Source organism: Cystobacter fuscus DSM 2262 (assembly GCF_000335475.2).
In the GTDB taxonomy this organism is placed as follows: Bacteria; Myxococcota; Myxococcia; order Myxococcales; family Myxococcaceae; genus Cystobacter; species Cystobacter fuscus.
In genome coordinates this window covers 135581-152194 of record NZ_ANAH02000025.1, presented here as the reverse complement: position 1 = coordinate 152194, position 16614 = coordinate 135581, and the positions used below count along the sequence as shown (strand labels likewise).

Sequence of the window (16614 nt, the reverse complement as noted above, 5' to 3'; positions counted from 1 at the left end):
AGTTCAGACGTGGGCTCTTCCGATCTGCCGGAGCGGAGGGCGCGGCGGCGGCGGGCTCGGAGGCGGTGGCCGCGGGGGCCTCGGTGGCCGAGGGCGCGGCGAGCTCGGCCTCGTCCCTCTCCACGAAACTCACCCAGTTCGGTCTCAATGTCGCGGGGAGCACGCTCTCGAGCGCCGGGATGTCCGGACTGAAATACGACGTGCAGCACGGCCGCGACTTCACGGCCAAGGGCTTCTTCGAGGCCATGGGGATCGGCGCCGCCGCGGGCTTCGCGTCAGGGGTCGTGGGCGGCGTCGGGGGGCACGCGACGAGCGGGCTCTCCGGCAAGAAGGGGCGCTCGGGCATCGCCGCGCGCATCGGCGCCAAGGCCGCCGTGGGCGGAGTGTCGGGCGCGGTGTCGGGCGACGTGACGACGATCCTCACCAACGTCCAGCAGCACCAGCCCTGGTACCAGGGGCTCGCCAAGAGCACGGTCACCGGCTTCGCCAAGGGCGCTGGCTCCAGCGCGGCCAGCGGTGCCTGGAGTGAGCGCGTGAACATCGCCAAGGCCGCGGGTGTGTCCGACCAGACGCTCACACGTGTGAGCAACATCGTCGACAAGGTCAAGTCGGCCGCGCTCTCCGGCGCCGCGTACAAGATCAACGGCACGGCCGCGTTCTTCGCGATGCCCGGGTATGTCGTGTGGGGCGCGGCCGACAGCTGGGGGCGGCAGGACTGACGCGCCGCTGAGCAACAGGGCCCCCCATTCCGCCCATACCTTGCACGGGTGTTCTCGAGACAGCATTTGTCAAAAGCGACAGCAATACTGTAGTCTCTCACTCTGCGGGTGAAGACAGAGCGACCCGCAGCCAACACCAGTCTATTGGATGAATGCCCGCGCGCTCCTCGTGAGCGGCTGGGCCGTGGTGTGTCCTTTCAGGAGATTCCCAATGAAACGTAAAACCTCATCTCTCCTCGTCATGCTCGCGGGGGCCAGTCTGCTCGGCCTCGTTGGCGGTTGCAGCGTGACCTCCGTCGGAGAGAACGACGCGCACGTCGGTTCGGCCGACTCCGCCATCATCGACGAGCAGTGCAGTTACTTCGATGTCAACGGTACGGTCCAGCTCTGCCACAAGACCAGCTCGACGACTCATCCCTACACGATCGTCCGGATTAGCGAGCAGGCGTGTATCAACGCGCACGGCGCTCACAACGGCGACTACGTCACCAGCCTCGACCCGACCTCGTCGCTCTACGACCCGACGTGCAGCGGCCAGGGCTGTCTGCCCGTGAACGCGCCGTGCGACGCCACGGTCCCCTGTTGCGACGGCCTCACGTGCCAGAGCGGCACCTGCGTCGACGTCAACGAGTGCGCCGCCGGTACCGACAACTGCAACGAAAACGCCACCTGCACCAACACCGTGGGCTCCTTCACCTGCGCCTGCAACGCGGGGTACGAGGGCGACGGCGTGACCTGCACCAACATCGACGAGTGCGCCGCAAGCCCGTGCCTGAACGGTGGCACCTGCACCGACGGCATCAATAGCTACACGTGCGCGTGCGCGCCCACCTACGAGGGGACCAACTGCCAGGCTTGCTCCGGCACCCTCGGGGACTGCAACGGGAACTCGTCCGACGGCTGCGAGGTGAACCTCCAGAGCGACGCCGAGAGCTGCGGCGCCTGCGGCATCGCGTGCACGACGGGCCAGATCTGCTCGAACGGCACCTGCCAGACCGCGCCCACCGGCCAGGTCCCCGGCACGCCGATCAGCTCCCCCGCGAACCACAACCCGCTGGCCCCGGCGGTCGCCGATGTGAATCGCGACGGCAAGCTCGACATCCTGGTGGCCAACGCCGAATCCGGGTCGATCCTGCTCCCCTCCGGCTCGCTCTCCGTCTTCCTGGGGAACGGCGACGGCAGCGTCCAGTCGGAGGTCAACTACGGGAGCGCCTCGCTCTCCAGCAACGCGGTCGTGGCCGTGGACGTGGACGGCGACGGGTGGCTCGACGCCGTCACCGTCAACGGCCAGACCAACCTGCCCCTCAACAACGGAAACATCAGCGTCTACAAGAACCTGGGCCCGAGCGCGCCCGGGACCTTCGGCGCGCCGACGAGCTTCACCACCGGAACCCCGGGCTCCGTCCACCTCTGCACCGGGGACTTCGATCACGACGGGGTGGCTGACATCGCCACGACAAGCGTGACCCTGAGCCAGGTGAGCATGCTCTTCGGCACCGGCGCGGGCAGCTTCGGCGCGCCCACGTTCATCGGCATCCCGAACACCGGCGGCGCGCAGTCGACGATCGCCTGCCGTGACCTGAACAGCGATGGCTTCTCCGATCTCGTGGTGACGAGCCCCGCCAGCGCACGCCTGTCGATCCTCATCAACCAGGGCAACGGCTCGTTCGCCGCACCCGTCTCCTACGCCAACGCCGTCGGCGGCCAGACGGCGGGCATCGCCTTCGGCGACGCCAACGGCGACGGCACGCTCGACATCCTCTCGAACGGCGCGGCCGGCCGGTACCTCTTCTTCTTCCAAGGGAACGGCAACGGCACCTTCGCGAGCGGCGTTCAGTCCGCCGCCGCGGCCACTACGGCCGCCAACTCGGCGCTGGGCGTCGTGGCCGATGACTTCAACGGCGATGGCAAGCTCGACGCCTACATCCTCGTGACAACGGCCTCGGGCGGCGTCCGCCCGATGACCGGCAACGGCAACGGCAGCTTCACCTCGGGCACCGTCGTCACGACCGGCGCCTCGCCTGGCCTCAACGCCATCGCCACCGCGGACATGGACGCGGATGGGTACGCCGATCTCATCCTGACCAACAGGGGCTCCGGCACCGTGACCGTGGTCCCCAACGGGCTCTGAGTAGCCGTCCGCGATACCGGGCAAGCGGGCGCTAGGGGGCGATGTGCCCTGATCTCAGCGCGGTCTCGGTAGGATCAAGCGGGGGCGGAACCGGGGCCCCCGTCACCCGCGCACGATCTCGATGCCCGCGAGTGCCAGGGCCCGCGTCACCTCGTCGGGCGCGGCCCCGTCCGTCACCAGCCGATCCACGAGCGACAGCGGTCCCACGAGGTACGAGGCCGTGATGCCCAGCTTCTCGCCCGCGGCGACGACCATCACCTCCGCGGCCGTGCTCATCATCGCGCGTTTGACCTGGGCGTCCTCGTGGCTGAAGACGCCCAGGCCGAGCTCCGGGTGCACGCTCGCCGTCCCCAGCACGCACAGGTCCGCGCGTACCCCTCGGTAGCCGTCGACCGTCTCGGCGCCGAACATGGCGAGCGACTCCTTGAGCAACCTCCCCCCGAGCACGATGACCTCGACCGTCGGATGCTCCGCCAGCGCCGAGGCGACGGGCAGGCTGTGGGTGACCACCGTCAACGCCAGATCCCTCGGCACGTGAGCCGCGACCGCCATGGCCGTGGTCCCCGCGTCGAAGAACACCACCTGACCGGGGCGCAGGAAGCGGGCCGCGGTGGCGGCGATGGCGTCCTTGGCCTCCACGGACTTGCTCCGCCGTCCCGCATAGGTGAGCGGGGGCGGTGACCGGGGGACGGCGCCTCCGTAGACGCGTCGAAGCAGCCCCTCCTCGGCGAGTTCGCGCAGATCGCGACGCACCGTGTCCTCCGACACGCCGAACCGGGCGGCCAGATCGCTCGCCAGCACGCGCTGATCGCTCGCCAGGGCTTCCAGGATCCGCTTGCGCCGCTCACGGGTGAGCGTGCGTCCTACCTCTTTCGCCTGTTCAGGCTTCGAATCCGCCGGATCGTGCATATCGCCTCCCGATTCTATATAGAATGTACCTGATTCGGAATGTGACACGAGTCATCTCGCCGGAAGCCGCACCGGCGCCGGGCCCGGCAGCCGGAACGGATCTCCCTTTCCGCTCGCCCACCTGCCAGGAGTGCAACCAGATGAAGCCAGGCAGCTCCCGCCCCTATCCGTTCGAGGCCGTCCTGTTCGACCTGGACGGCGTCATCATCGACACCACCGACATGCACTACCGGGCGTGGGACACGTTCGCGCGCTCGCACGGCTACATCCCGAGCCAGACCGAACTCCTCGCGACCAACGGGCGCCGGGCCGACGAGACGCTGCGCGCCTGGTTCGGCGAGCGGCTCGGGGAGAGCGAGCTGGCTGCCCTGGTCCACGAGCGCGAGATGCTCTTCAACCGCAAGCTCGCGATCGAGCCGGTGTCCGCGATCCCCGGCGTGCATGAGTTCATCTCGGCGCTGCGGCGGGCGGGTGTCCCCTACGCGGTGGGGACGAGCGCGGTGCCCATGAACGCCGAGCTCGCCCTGTCCCGCCTGGGCCTGCGCGAGCTGTTCGACGTGCTTGTGACGGCGGCGGACGTCACGCGGGGCAAGCCCGACCCCGAGGTGTACCTGAAAGCGGCCGCGGCGCTGGGAGTGCCGCCCACCGCGTGCGTCGTGTTCGAGGACTCCGTGCTCGGGCTGCGCGCCGCCCGGGCCGCGGGGGCGAAGTGCGTGGCGTTGACCACCTCGTTCCCGCGCGATGTCCTGCTGAGAGAGGAACCGGAGTGGCTCGTGGAGGACTTCCGCTCGATGCCCGTCTCTGTCTCCCTCTGAATCGCCCGCTGAGTTCCCGCCCGTTCATCCCGAGGCTCCCGCATGCATCCCCCCGTCGCCACCACCGATACAGCCCCCCCTGCCCCCTCGTCCGCCAGGCCGCGCACCCAGACCCGTTGGACGGAGTTCGCGCTGGCGCTCGGAGGCTTCGCCATTGGCACGAGCGAGTTCTCCATCATGGGCCTGCTGCCGGACGTCGCCCGGGAGCTGCACGTGTCCGTGCCCCAGGCGGGGCATCTCATCAGCGCGTATGCGCTCGGTGTGATGGTGGGAGCGCCCGTGCTCGCGGTGGCGTGCGCCAGACTCCCGCGGCACCTCGCGCTCCTGGGATTGATGGCCGCCCTGGCGCTCGGCAACATCGCGAGCGCGTTGGCCCCCTCCTACGAGAGCCTGATGGTGCTGCGCTTCCTCTCGGGCTTTCCCCACGGCACCTTCTTCGGCATGGCGGCCCTGGTGGTGGCGGACCTGGCGGGGCCCGCGGCGCGCGCGCGGGCTGTCGGACGGCTGATGCTCGGCTTGACGATCGCGTGCGTCGTGGGCTCGCCCCTGGCCACGGGGATCGGCCAGTACGCGAGCTGGCGCACCGCGTACCTGTTCATCGGAGGGATCGCCGCGAGCGCCTGGTTGCTCACGCTGCTCAACATCCCGAGGGCGGCCGCCGTCGCGGGGGCCAGTCCGCTGCGGGAGCTCGGCGCGCTGCGGCGCGTGCAGGTGTGGCTGACCCTGGGCGTGGGCTCGGTGGGCTTCGGGGGCTTGTTCGCCGTCTATACCTACATCACGCCGACGATGACCGAGCTGGCGGGACTGCGCGTGGGCCTCGTCCCCTTCGTCCTGGCGGGCGTGGGGCTCGGAATGGTCGTGGGCAATCTGGTGGGCGCCTCGTTCGCGGACCGCTCGCTGCCGAAGACAATTGTCGCGGCGCTGCTCTGGAACGTCCTCACGCTCGTGTCGTTCTGGCTCACCGCGCGCAATCCGTGGGCCGCATCGCTGTCCGCGTTCGCGCTCGGCATGGGCTTCGCGCTGGTGCCGGGACTGCAGACGCGGCTCATGGACGTCGCCGCCGACGCGCAGACGCTCGCCGCGTCGCTCAACCACTCGGCCTTCAACCTCGCCAACGCGCTCGGGGCCTGGTTCGGCGGTCTGGTGATTTCCGCGGGCTTCGGCTGGAACGCCACCGGCGTGGTGGGCGCGGCCATGGCGATCGGAGGACTGACCTTCTTCGCCGTGTCCATGGGCCTGGAGCGCCGGAGCGCCGCGGTCGCTCAGCGAAACGCGTTCACGATGTAGATCGCCGCGCTGGAGAACTCGAGGATGGCCGTGCCTGGCTTGGACTCGGGTTTCTTGCGGAGTTGACCCAGCCCGAGCCGGGCCACGGCGCAGATGGGAATGGGCTCGCGTTCCGGGGGCTGCACTTCGTAATACCGGATGACGGCCTGGGGTCCTCCCGTCCATACCCGCCCATAGAGTCGGCTGACCGACGGGAACGGACCCAGGGGGCTGTTGAGCATGCTCTCCACGGGTCCGTCATACAGCGTGATGGGACTGGCGTCGGTCTGGTTGACGTCCAGCTCGACAAGCTGCTGGAGCAGACGTCTTGGGACGGAGGACTGGTGGACAAGGCGCCCGCGCTGTCGAGGCGGGAGAGCCGCTTCGGCAAGGAGCTGGACGCCATCCTCGTGCACTACCTGCCGAGCCGCACGCGCAAGATGCTGGGCGGGCCCATGGCGTATGCACAGGGCATTGCGGCGGGCTCGGCGGCGCTGCGGCATGATCACTTCCGGCTGCGGCTGTCACTGCTGAAGGAGCGCGGCTTCCCCGTCTATGTGGTGGTGTCCAACCTGCCGCCGGTGTCCCCGTCGCAGATGGCGCGCGGCTTCGATGCGTTGCACCAGGCGAAGCTCAGCGCCGAGCGCGCCATGGCGCGGCCTCCCGTGCCTTTCGAGGAGGCGTGAATCAAGGAATCAACAATGCTGCCGATGGTGGCGCAGGGGCCTGACAGCGGTGCGCATGCTCGTGGGGTGAGCGTGCGCGGCAGTGGGTCAGCGCTGCTTCCTGGCCCAGCGCTCCCGTATCTCTTTGATTCGCTCGAGAACCTCAAGGAATCTAGGCGAGGGCGGGTGCTTGGGGATTTCCGACTCCGGCAGCTCCTGGAACTCACAGGTGAACATCCCGGGCAGGTGTCTGCGGATATCACGGATCTCGGCAGTCGAGCCATACAACTCCAGGACGTCTCCCTGGGGTGGAAACTTGTTCATCTGACTGGGCCAGATGCAGAGGTTGGTTTCCCGCTCGAGCCTGTCCCAGAGCTCGGCCAGGGCCTTCCACGCTTCCGCGGCGCGGGAGCGGTCGTAGAGGCGCAGGGTGAGCCTGCCACTGATGGGCACGCTGAAGGAGGGGTTGGGATCGGAATCCGAGATATCCTTCCCACAATTCGTGCACTGCGTCGGGCTCGTGGAGGAATGCCCGCAGTACTCGCAGAAGAACTGTTCGTCGCTCATGGCGCCTCCAGAAGGTAGGTCTTGGCTTTGCCGTAACGCTTCAGCATTTCTTGATAAGTCATGCGCTCCATTGACTGTGGGTCATAGATGATGACGCGCCTGGTTAAAGTCACTCGTCCATATACCACATGCTGGTAATCCCCGTCCCAGCGAGTGAAGACCACATAGTGGCCAACAGGAGATTTGGGGTCGAGCATCGCGATTGGCTTGGAGCTTGCCTTCAGGCCGCCAGCCAGTAGGGCGATCAGCAGACACGTCAACACGCGCGTTCGGCGATCCATGTGTTACAGCCTCTCCAGGTCGTGGGCTGGATACCCTACCTTTTGGGGCGGACATGGGCTGGTCCTGCCCGCTCACGCGCGCGGACTCCCCTGGAGAGGTGGGACTCGGTGGCCCTCACCAGTCGCAGCGTTCTTCGTGCTCCCTCTTCCACTTCACGGGGTCGGCAATTGGCGTTGAGTGCTCACGTCCCTCGGCATCGCACCACATGGCGTAGCCGATATCCGCGTCCGGCCGGCGCACTCCCTCGCACTGGGTAATCGTGCGCTGGCCCCGCAGCTCGCAGGTATAGGTCCATCTCCCAAGCAGGCAGTCGCCGAGCACGCAGCCGTAATACAGAAGCGGGAGCCTGCCACAGCGCCCATCCCCCGGTTGGCATGGGGTGAGATCCTCCGGCAAAGGGCGGCCCTGCTGGAGCCTGCGCATGACCCCGGCTGCCTGCTCATACCCGTAGAGGCACTGCAACCGGGGCGGGCTGCGCACGTCCAACTCGGAGGGCGTCTTCAGGTCATCTTCCGTCGGACAGTTGGCCGGGTCGTACTTGCCGCCAAGCGCAACGCCTCGCGAACTCCAGGGCCCGCCCGTAGATGCCACCATACTTCACCGCCCACTCACCGCGCGTTCACCCGCGCAACAACCTCAGCCGCGCCTCGGGCCGGAGTTGGAAGCCCGGGAACACGGACGCCAGGGAGCGCACGCCCAGGTGTCCCTCCAGCGCCTCGGAGAGCACGGTGCGGAAGTCCGTGAGCGAGGGCACGTCCCGCCCCTCCAGCAGGTGCTCGGGCGCGAGCCCCTTCCACGGCCCCACCACGCGCCTCCCGCGCACGCCGCCGCCGAGCACCAGCATCGCGCCCCCCGTGCCATGGTCCGTCCCCCGGCTGCCGTTCTCCTTCACCGTGCGGCCGAACTCCGTCATCACCACGACGAGCACGTCGCTCCACCGCGGCCCCAGGTCCTGGACGAACGCCCCGAGGGCCTCGCCGAGCTCCCGGGCCCGCGAGGCGAAGTGGCCCGTCGTGATGCCCTGCGCCATGTGCGTGTCCCATCCCCCCATCTCGGTGGCGGCCACCTGGAGTCCCACGTCCGCGCGGATGAGCCGCGCGATGTCCTGCAGCCGCTTGCCCAGCGGCGAGCGAGGATAGGCCGCTCCGTGCGCCGGGGGCATGTCCGCCAGGCCGTCATCCCGCACCCGCGCGAGCGCCGCGCTCGCCTCGGCGCCCGTGGTGCGCAGGGCCTCGTCCACCGCTCCGGCATAGAGGGACGCGAAGGTGGCGCCGCGTTGGGGGTCTCTCAGCCGGAAGTCCGCCAGGGCCTCCAGCGCCAGCGCCGGAGCCGTGCCCGCGAGCGCTAGCGGCAGGGTGTCCTGTATCGCCACGGCGCGAAAGGCACTCGCCGGCTCCGCGGGGAGCTGTGCCAGCACGCGGTTGAGGTAGCCCTCGTGGGTGGACTTCACCCCGGGCGTCCCGGTCTCGACGAAGTCCTGGGCGTCGAAGTGGCTGCGCATCGCCTGGGGCAGCCCCACCGCGTGCACCACCGCGAGCGTGCCGTCGCTCCACTGGGGCATCAGCGCGGCGAGCCCCGGGTGCAGCCAGAAGGTGTCATCCAGGCGCAGCGCGGCGCGCTCCCCCGTGGCGCGCAGCGCGATCGTGGGCCGCAGCCGGTTGTAGTCCGCGTCCCCCACCGGAGCCACCAACGAGAGCCCATCCGCCCCTCCGCGCAGGAAGAGCGTGACGAGCACCCGGCGCTCACCTCCGGGCACCTGCTGCGCGGCGCGGGCGAGGAAGGGGGGCGCGGTGGCCAGGCCCAGCAGGGACAGGCCCGAGGCCTGGAGCAGCAGACGGCGCGACAGGTGCGGCATGGCGGTTGACCTCACTGCTTCTGGAATTCGGGGGAGCCGAGCAGCAGGCCCGCCGCGCGGCGGACGTCCAGGGGCCGCATCTCCCCATCCGGCATGGAATCGGGCGCGAGCGCGGAGAGCAACGTGGCGCGGGTCTCGGCGGACAGGGGCTCGAAGAGCAGCCGGGGGACGAGCGAGTCCAGGAGCGCCGCCACGTTCGCGGGAGGCGAGGCCCATCCCCAGGGGAACTCCACGCGGGTGCCCCGCACCCTGCCCTCGGTGAGATCGAGGGCGAAGTTGATGCGCTGCACGAGGGCGCCGGTGTTCACCCAGGGGGCCGCGTGTTCCGGGAAGCCCGTGGGCGCGGGGGCGCGGTAGAGGGACTGGCCCATGCGCTCCACCACGCGGGAGAGCGCCGGCCCGCCATCCGTCCGGGCCCCCAGGGCGCGGAGGCTGGAGACCACCAACTCCAGGGGCGTCTTGGTCAGCGCGCCCAGGGCCTCGTCGGACCAGAACTCGGGCGAGGTGAAGAGGGCCGAGTACACGGCGCGCAAGTCCCCCTCGGTGCGCAGGAACACCTGGGCCAGCCGCTCCACCAGTGCCGGGGGCGGTGCTTCCGACACGAACTTGCGCGCCAGCTTCGTGGCGATGAAGCGCGCGGTGGCGGGGTGGCGCGCGAGGATGTCCAACACCCGCTCCCCGTCCTCCTGTCCCCCCCCCGCCGGCAGCGCCACGCCGAGCACGTGCTTGTCTCCAGCGTCGTGCATGTCGGGCTGGAAGACGAAGACGGGCGCGCGATCGGGTTCGTCGATCGTCCAGCCCGTGAAGGCCCGCGCCACCTCGCGCACATCCTGTTGCGAGTAGCCGCCATCCACCCCGAGCGTGTGCAGCTCCAGCAGCTCCCGGGCGTAGTTCTCGTTGAGTCCGGTGGACGCCTTCTTCTTGCCCCCGCCCTTGCCCGGTGCGGGGCCCTCGCCCGCGCTGCGCCAGTTGTCCAGGTAGAAGAGCATGGCGGGGTGGCGCGCGGTGGCCGCCAACAGCTCGCGGAAGCGCCCGAAGACGTGGGGCCGCAGCGCATCGCGCTCGAAGGACATCACCATCCAGCGCACCGGCCCCTTGTCCACCGACACGTTGAAGTGGTTGAACCAGAAGTCCACCAGCACCTCCTGCAACTGGCGCTGGCCGTCCACCGCGCGCAAGAGCTTCTGGGTGCGCAGCTCCTGGTCCACGCGTCCGGGCAACATGTCCGCTCCCAGCATCTCCGTGAGCCGATCCCGATCCTCCTGCGTCTCCAGCCGGATCCCCAGCTCCCGCGCATGATCCTGGAGCAGCGGATAGCGCTCCCTGAGCGCCTTCATGCCGAAGGTCACCGTTGGCAGGGTTGCCAACTGGCGCTCCACGGCCTCGTCGGGGATGCGCTCGGGCCACAGCTGCCGCTCCACCCAGGACGCGACGCCCACGCGGCGCACCTCCTCCCAGTCCCGGGGCGAGGGCCCGAAGGCGAGCCGCCGCAGCACGTGCAGGGCCTGCTTGTCCGCGCTCCACCCGGTGGCGGGCCACGTCAGGCGCGGGGGCGTCGTCGCTCGCTCCCAGGGGCCGGACGCACACCCCGGCAGGGTCAGCAGGCCCAGGAGGCTCAACAGGAGGGCTCGGGACATGGGGCTCATCCTCCGTCATCACACCGCGAGAAGTCCCAGGTTGATTGCTCCGCCAACGAAACCCGGGGACACCGTTCAAACGCCTGGAACTCCTGGGGATTCCCGGGCCCTACTTCCCGCTCCCGTTGAGGTAGCGGGTCATGCGCAGCTTGAGCGCCAGCGGCGTGAACCTCACGAACCAGGCGCTCAGCTTGTTGAGGAGGCCCGGAATGACCACCGCGCGGCCCCGCTTCATGCCCCGGTAGCCTATCTCGGCCACCTGGCGCGCACTGCCCGTGCCGAGCGGTCCCCCGAAGAGCCGGGGCCGCTGGTGCTCGGAGGCGCGCGTGGCGAACTCCGTCTCGGTGTAGCCCGGGCACAGGGCCGTCACCCGGACCCCCTGCCCTCGCAGCTCCTCGTGGAGCGCGTTGGACAAGGACAGCACGTACGCCTTGGAGGCGAAGTAGACGGCCATGAGGGGGCCCGGCAGGAAGGCCGCCGTCGACGCGACGTTGAGCACGTAGCCCCGGCCCCGGGCCACCATCCCCGGCAGGAACGCCCGGGTGAGCGCGGTGAGCGCCCGGATGTTCAAATCGATCATCCCCAACTGGGACTCGGCGGGCAGCGTGGCGACGGGGCCGGCCAGGCCGAAGCCGGCGTTGTTCACCAGCACCTCGATGGCGAGCCCCCGCGCCTCCACCTCGCGCGTCACCTCGGCCACGCCCTCGGGGATGCCGAGGTCCGCGCCCACCACCACACACGGAGTGCCATGGGCGCGCTCGAGCTGCTCCGCCAGGGCGCGCAGGGGCTCGGTGCGCCGGGCCACCAACACCAGCGCGTGCCCCTCGCGCGCGAGCACCACCGCCAGCTCCCGGCCAATGCCGCTGGAGGCCCCCGTCACCAGTGCATACGGCCGCGTCCGCGAGTCTTGGTCCATATCCCCCACGCTTCCCCGGGCCCGCACGGGCCGTCAACCGCTTTGTGGGGCCAGAGGGAGCGGGCGGAGGGGCGCGCCGAACGCCCACGGTTCGCGTACACTCCGGGAACGCTGTGTGGGGGGGACCACCCCCGGCCGAGGAGACGAGACGATGTTTTCGAGATGGACCGTGGGGCGGCAGTTCTTCGTGGGTTTGCTCCTGATCTCGACGTTGATCATGTGCTTCATCTTCCTGACCCGCAACAGCACCCAGAAGCTCATGAACGCCGCGCTCCTCGTCGAGCGGAGCCATCAGACGCTCGGGCAGATCGAGCGGGTCTTCTCCATCATCAAGGACGCGGAGTCGGGACAGCGCGACTACCTCATCACCGGCAACGAGGGCGCGCTCGAGCCCGTCCGCCAGGCGTCGTCCGCCCTGACCCGGGAGCTCGAGCCCCTGCGCGTGCTGCTCTCCGACAGCCCCGAGCAACTGCGGCGGCTGGACACGTTCAAGGATCTGGCCGCGCAGCGCCTGGAGAGCCTGCGCGCCAACATCGACGTGCGCCGCGACCAGGGGCTCGACGCCGCGCTGGCGCGCCTGAAGACCAGTGAGGGCCCGCGGGTGATGGAGAGCCTGCGTGGGACGGTCGCCGAGTTGTTCCAGCACGAGGAGAAGCAGCTCGCGGCGCGCGAGCAGGGGCGCACGGACGAGACGGCCGAGCTGGACCGGTTCTTCTGGATCGACGGCCTCGCGCTCCTGTTCTTCACCTCGCTGGTGGCGCTGGTCATCGGCAGGAGCCTGGAGCGCAAGCTGCAGACGGCCATCGCCCAGGTGCAGGGCTCGTCGGCCGAGCTGCACTCGGCGGCGTCGCAGCAGGTGTCCGGCGCGCGCGAGCAGGCCTCGGCCACGACGGAGATCTCCATCACCGTGAAGGAGCTGTTGTCCACGTCGCGGCAGATCGCCGGCAGCGCCCAACAGGTGGCGCGCGTGGCGGACGACACGGCGGGGGCGGCGCAGACGGGCAAGGACACGGTGCAGCGCGCCCAGGAGGCCATCGACGTGGTGAGCCGCCAGGTGGACGCGATCGTCACGCACATGCTGGAGCTGGGCAAGCGCTCGCAGGAGATCGGCGGCATCCTGGACATCATCAACGAGCTGTCCGAGCAGACGAACATCCTGGCCATCAACGCCACGATTGAAAGCGCGGGCGCGGGCGAGCACGGCAAGCGCTTCGCCGTGGTGGCGGATGAAATCCGCAAGCTGGCGGACCGGGTGGGCGGGGCGACCAAGGACATCCGCGTGCTCATCGACGAGATCCGCGCCGCCTCCAACACCACCATCATGGCCACCGAGGACGGCTCCAAGGCGGTGCAGAGCAGCGCCAAGCAGTTCAGCGAGGTGGCCGGCAACTTCCGGCGCATCGCGGAGCTGGTGCGCAGCAACCTGGACGTGGCGCGGGAGATCGAGCTGAGCACCCAGCAGCAGACGACGGCGGTGGAGCAGGTGAACACCGCCATCCTCGAGGTGGCGCAGACGGCCCGTCAGGCGGAGACGACCTCCTCGCAGACGATGCAGACGGCCAACCAGCTCTCGCAGCTGTCCAAGCAGCTGCACGCCATCCTCAACGCGCGCGCCGAGGCCTGACGCCGCGGGCCGAGGCGCCCTCCCCTGGCGGTCCACGTCACGCGGCCCCGGGGGGGAGCCCGGCTCCTTCCCGGCTCGCGTCACGCGCCAGCGCGCCGAAGTGGCGGTACAGGGCGGGCACGACGAACATGTTGAGCGCGGTCGAGCTCGACAGGCCGCACAGGATCACCACGGCCATGGGCGCCTGGATCTCGCTGCCCGGCTCGCCGCCGGAGAGCGCGAGGGGAACCAGGCCGAGCCCCGCCGCGAGCGCGGTCATCAGGATGGGCACGAGCCGCTCCTGGGCGCCACGCCGGACGGCCTCGTCGAGGTCGCGTACGCCCTCCGCGTGGACCAGGTGCCGGATGTGCGAGACGAGCATGATGCCGTTGCGCGTCGCGATGCCGAACAGCGTGATGAAGCCCACGAGCGACGCGATCGAGAGCACCCCGCCCTGGAGCAGAACGCCGGCCGCGCCTCCGATGAGCGCCAGGGGAAGGTTGGCCATCACCAGCACCGCGTCACGCACCGAGCCGAACGCCGTGTACAGCAGCCCGAACATGCCCACGAGGCACGCGAGGCCGAGCAGCCCCAGGGTGTGGGTGGCGCCTTCCGCGCTCTCGAACTGCCCCCCATACACGATCTGGTAGCCGGCCGGCAGGCGCACCGAGCGCTCCACCGCCGTCTGGATGTCGCGCACCACGCTCACGACGTCACGCCCCGCGAGGTTGCAGCTCACGACGAACTTGCGCCGCACGTTCTCGCGGCCGATCTCGTTCGGTCCCCGGTCGCGGTGGACGTGCGCGAGCGCTCGCAGGGGAACCCTGGCTCCGCGCGGCGTCGTCACGAGCAACTCCTGGAGATCCTCGAGGGACTGGACCCGGCCCGGCTCGGTGCGCACCACGAGATCGAAGACCGCCTGACCTTCCATCACCTGAGACACGACGTGCACGCCCGAGCCCACCTCCAGGGCGCGCGCGACGTCGGCGATGCGCAGGCCATGGCGGGCGATGGCGACGCGATCGAAGCGGACGCGCACGAAGGGGATGTCGGCCTGCTGCTCCCGGGAGAGATCCACCACGCCTGGCACCCCTCGCATCGCGGCTTCGACCTCGGTGCCCACACGGCGCAGCTCGGCGAGATCGTCTCCGAAGACCTTGACCGCGATGCTCGCCCGCGTGCCGGAGAGCATGTGATCGATGCGATGGGAGATGGGCTGGCCGATCGTGATGCTCACCCCCGGCAGCAGCGAGAAGTCCCGCCGCAGGGCCTCGAGGAACTCCTCCCGGGAGCGCTCCGTCTCGCGCAGGCTCACGTCGAGCTCGGAGGCATTCACCCCCTGGGCGTGCTCGTCCATCTCGGCGCGTCCCGTGCGGCGCGCGACGGAGACCACCTCGGGATGCCGCAGGAGGATCTGCTCGATGCGCCTCCCGGTGGCATCGAACCCGGCGAGCGAGGTGCCAGGAAGCGTCACCGCCGCGATGGTCAGCGTGCCCTCCCGGAACTCGGGGAGGAAGGAACGGCCCGACAGCGCGAGCGCGACGCCCGCCGTCGCCAACAAGGCGAACGAGACCGAGGCCACGAGCCGCCAGCGCTGGATGGCGCCCTCGAGCAGCGGCGTGTACCGCTGCTTGAGCCACCGGGACAAGCGCGGCTCATGCGCGGCGGAGACGGCCTTCGAGCCGGGCAGCAGGTAGGAGCACAGCACGGGGGTGAGCGTCACGGCGACGAAGAGCGAGGCGGCGAGCGACACCACGTACGCCATGCCGAGCGGCTGCAAGAGACGCCCCTCGACCCCGGAGAGGAAGAACAGCGGCAGGAAGACGAGCACCACGATGAGCGTCGCGAAGACGATGCTGCCGCGAATCTCCTGGCTGGCGGTGAGGACGATCTCGAGCGCGGGGCGCCGGGTCTCCTCGGGCAGCAGCGCGTTCTGCCGCAGGCGCCGCACGACGTTCTCGACGTCGATGACCGCGTCGTCCACCAGCTCGCCGACGGCGATGGCCATGCCGCCCAGGGTCATGGTGTTGAGGGTCGCACCGAACGCGGACAACGCGAACACCGCCGTCACCAGCGAGAGCGGAATGGCGATGAGGGTGATGGCACTCGCGCGCCCGCTGCGCAGGAACGCGAGGACGATGAGGAGCACGAGCACGACGCCATCCCGAAGCGCCTCGAGCACGTTGCCAATCGCCACCTCGATGAAGTCCGCCTGGCGGAAGATGTCGCGCTGGAGGGTCCTTCCCCCGGGCAGCGTGCGCGCCAGCTCGTCGAGCTCCCGATCGATGCGCCGGGTGAGCTCCAGGGTGTTGGAGCCCGGTTGTTTCTGCACGCCGACGATGACCGCCGGCTGGCCACCGAAGGAGCCCTTACCCCGGGAGGGCGCGGCGCCGATACGCACCTCGCCGAGGTGACGCACGAGGACGGGCTGCTCCCCGCGCCAGGTGACGAGCGTCTCCGCGACATCCTCGGGCGTGCGCACCCGGCCGACGCCGTGCACCAGGTATTCCTGTCCCCCCTCGTTCACGAAGCCCGCCGACACGTTGGTGTTCGTCTCCTCGAGGGCCCGGACCACCTCCCCCACCGTCACCCCCTGGGCCGCCAGACGCTCGGGCCGGAGCACGACCTCGAACTGCCTGCGCTCGCCGCCCGTCACGATGACCTGCGACACGCCGGGCACGGCGAGCAGCCGCCTGCGCAGCGTGAAGTCCGCGAACGTCCGCGCCTCCATCTCCGTTCCCTGCCCGGCCGTCACGGCGAGGAAGAGGATCTCCCCCATGATGGACGAGATGGGGGCGAGCACCGGCGCCTCGACCTCGGCGGGCAGCGTGTCGCGCACGAGCTGGAGCTTCTCGCTCACGGTCTGCCGCGCGCGGTAGATGTCCGTTCCCCAGTCGAACTCGGCGTAGATGACCGAGATGCCAACCCCCGTCGCCGAGCGCACACGCCTGACCCCCGGCGCGCCGTTGAGGGAGGACTCGATGGGCAGGGTCACCCGCGTCTCGAGCTCCTCGGGAGCCATGCCGTGCCCCTCGGTGATGACGGTCACCGTGGGCGCCGTGAGGTCCGGGAAGACGTCGACCGGCATCCGCGAGGCGGTGTAGGCCCCCCCCACGAGCATCACGCTCGCGACGATGAGCACCGCGAGGCGATGCGAGAGGGAGGATTCGCTGGCACGGCTGCCAACAAGCGTCGGCTCGTTGTCATCCCCGCCAATGAGGGACACGTGGCGGGAGGGGGCGGAAGGTA

14 protein-coding genes and 1 pseudogene are annotated in these 16614 nt (G+C 69.9%); 6 read left to right on the top strand and 9 right to left on the bottom strand.

Translation table 11 applies throughout. From position 1 onward, the window contains the following. A partial coding sequence (locus D187_RS56480) for a hypothetical protein (protein WP_162159731.1) occupies positions 1-719 on the top strand: 719 nt, incomplete at its 5' end. A gap of 211 nt (positions 720-930) precedes the next feature. Further along, positions 931-2850, top strand: coding sequence for an FG-GAP-like repeat-containing protein (locus tag D187_RS33460; RefSeq protein WP_002632347.1), 1920 nt, complete (start codon positions 931-933; stop codon positions 2848-2850). 102 nt (positions 2851-2952) lie between these two features. Here the strand turns inward: D187_RS33460 and D187_RS33455 are convergent, their stop codons facing one another. Next, positions 2953-3759 carry a DeoR/GlpR family DNA-binding transcription regulator gene (locus tag D187_RS33455; RefSeq protein WP_002632348.1) on the bottom strand — a complete coding sequence of 269 codons (807 nt, stop codon included), beginning with the start codon at positions 3757-3759 and terminating at the stop codon, positions 2953-2955. A gap of 140 nt (positions 3760-3899) precedes the next feature. Between D187_RS33455 and D187_RS33450 the strand changes: the two genes are divergently transcribed. Then, a complete protein-coding gene (locus tag D187_RS33450; protein ID WP_002632349.1) occupies positions 3900-4574 on the top strand; it encodes an HAD family hydrolase in 675 nt (224 codons plus the stop codon). 42 nt (positions 4575-4616) lie between these two features. Beyond that, positions 4617-5861, top strand: coding sequence for an MFS transporter (locus tag D187_RS33445; RefSeq protein WP_002632350.1), 1245 nt, complete (start codon positions 4617-4619; stop codon positions 5859-5861). Here D187_RS33445 and D187_RS33440 read toward each other — a convergent pair. Beyond that, a complete protein-coding gene (locus D187_RS33440; protein ID WP_306413583.1) occupies positions 5837-6082 on the bottom strand; it encodes a hypothetical protein in 246 nt (81 codons plus the stop codon). The genes D187_RS33445 and D187_RS33440 overlap by 25 nt on opposite strands. Positions 6083-6169: 87 nt before the next feature. On the opposite strand from D187_RS33440, the pseudogene D187_RS33435 reads away from it, so the two are divergent. Next, positions 6170-6526, top strand: a pseudogene (locus D187_RS33435) (patatin-like phospholipase family protein); the annotation flags it as partial. Between the two features lie 87 nt (positions 6527-6613). Here D187_RS33435 and D187_RS33430 read toward each other — a convergent pair. From D187_RS33430 to D187_RS33405, 6 genes are all read right to left on the bottom strand, one after another. Beyond that, on the bottom strand, positions 6614-7072 hold the full coding sequence (locus D187_RS33430; RefSeq protein WP_002632353.1) for a hypothetical protein: 459 nt from the start codon (positions 7070-7072) through the stop codon (positions 6614-6616). Continuing rightward, positions 7069-7353, bottom strand: coding sequence for a hypothetical protein (locus D187_RS33425; protein WP_043432660.1), 285 nt, complete (start codon positions 7351-7353; stop codon positions 7069-7071). Before D187_RS33425 ends, D187_RS33430 begins: the two co-directional genes overlap by 4 nt. Positions 7354-7468: 115 nt before the next feature. Further along, a complete protein-coding gene (locus D187_RS33420; protein ID WP_155893769.1) occupies positions 7469-7948 on the bottom strand; it encodes a hypothetical protein in 480 nt (159 codons plus the stop codon). Positions 7949-7973: 25 nt separating this feature from the next. Next, positions 7974-9209 (bottom strand): DUF1501 domain-containing protein, encoded by a 1236-nt coding sequence (locus D187_RS33415; protein ID WP_002632354.1) that lies wholly within the window; start codon positions 9207-9209, stop codon positions 7974-7976. A gap of 11 nt (positions 9210-9220) precedes the next feature. After that, positions 9221-10846 carry a DUF1800 domain-containing protein gene (locus tag D187_RS33410; RefSeq protein WP_002632355.1) on the bottom strand — a complete coding sequence of 542 codons (1626 nt, stop codon included), beginning with the start codon at positions 10844-10846 and terminating at the stop codon, positions 9221-9223. Positions 10847-10955: 109 nt separating this feature from the next. Continuing rightward, positions 10956-11762, bottom strand: coding sequence for an SDR family NAD(P)-dependent oxidoreductase (locus D187_RS33405; protein WP_002632356.1), 807 nt, complete (start codon positions 11760-11762; stop codon positions 10956-10958). 151 nt (positions 11763-11913) lie between these two features. On the opposite strand from D187_RS33405, the gene D187_RS33400 reads away from it, so the two are divergent. Continuing rightward, positions 11914-13386, top strand: coding sequence for a methyl-accepting chemotaxis protein (locus tag D187_RS33400; RefSeq protein ID WP_002632357.1), 1473 nt, complete (start codon positions 11914-11916; stop codon positions 13384-13386). Positions 13387-13423: 37 nt separating this feature from the next. On the opposite strand, the gene D187_RS33395 is transcribed toward D187_RS33400, so the two are convergent. Further along, positions 13424-16591, bottom strand: a complete 3168-nt coding sequence (locus D187_RS33395; protein WP_002632358.1) for an efflux RND transporter permease subunit — start codon at positions 16589-16591, stop codon at positions 13424-13426. Between the last annotated feature and the right edge of the window lie 23 nt (positions 16592-16614).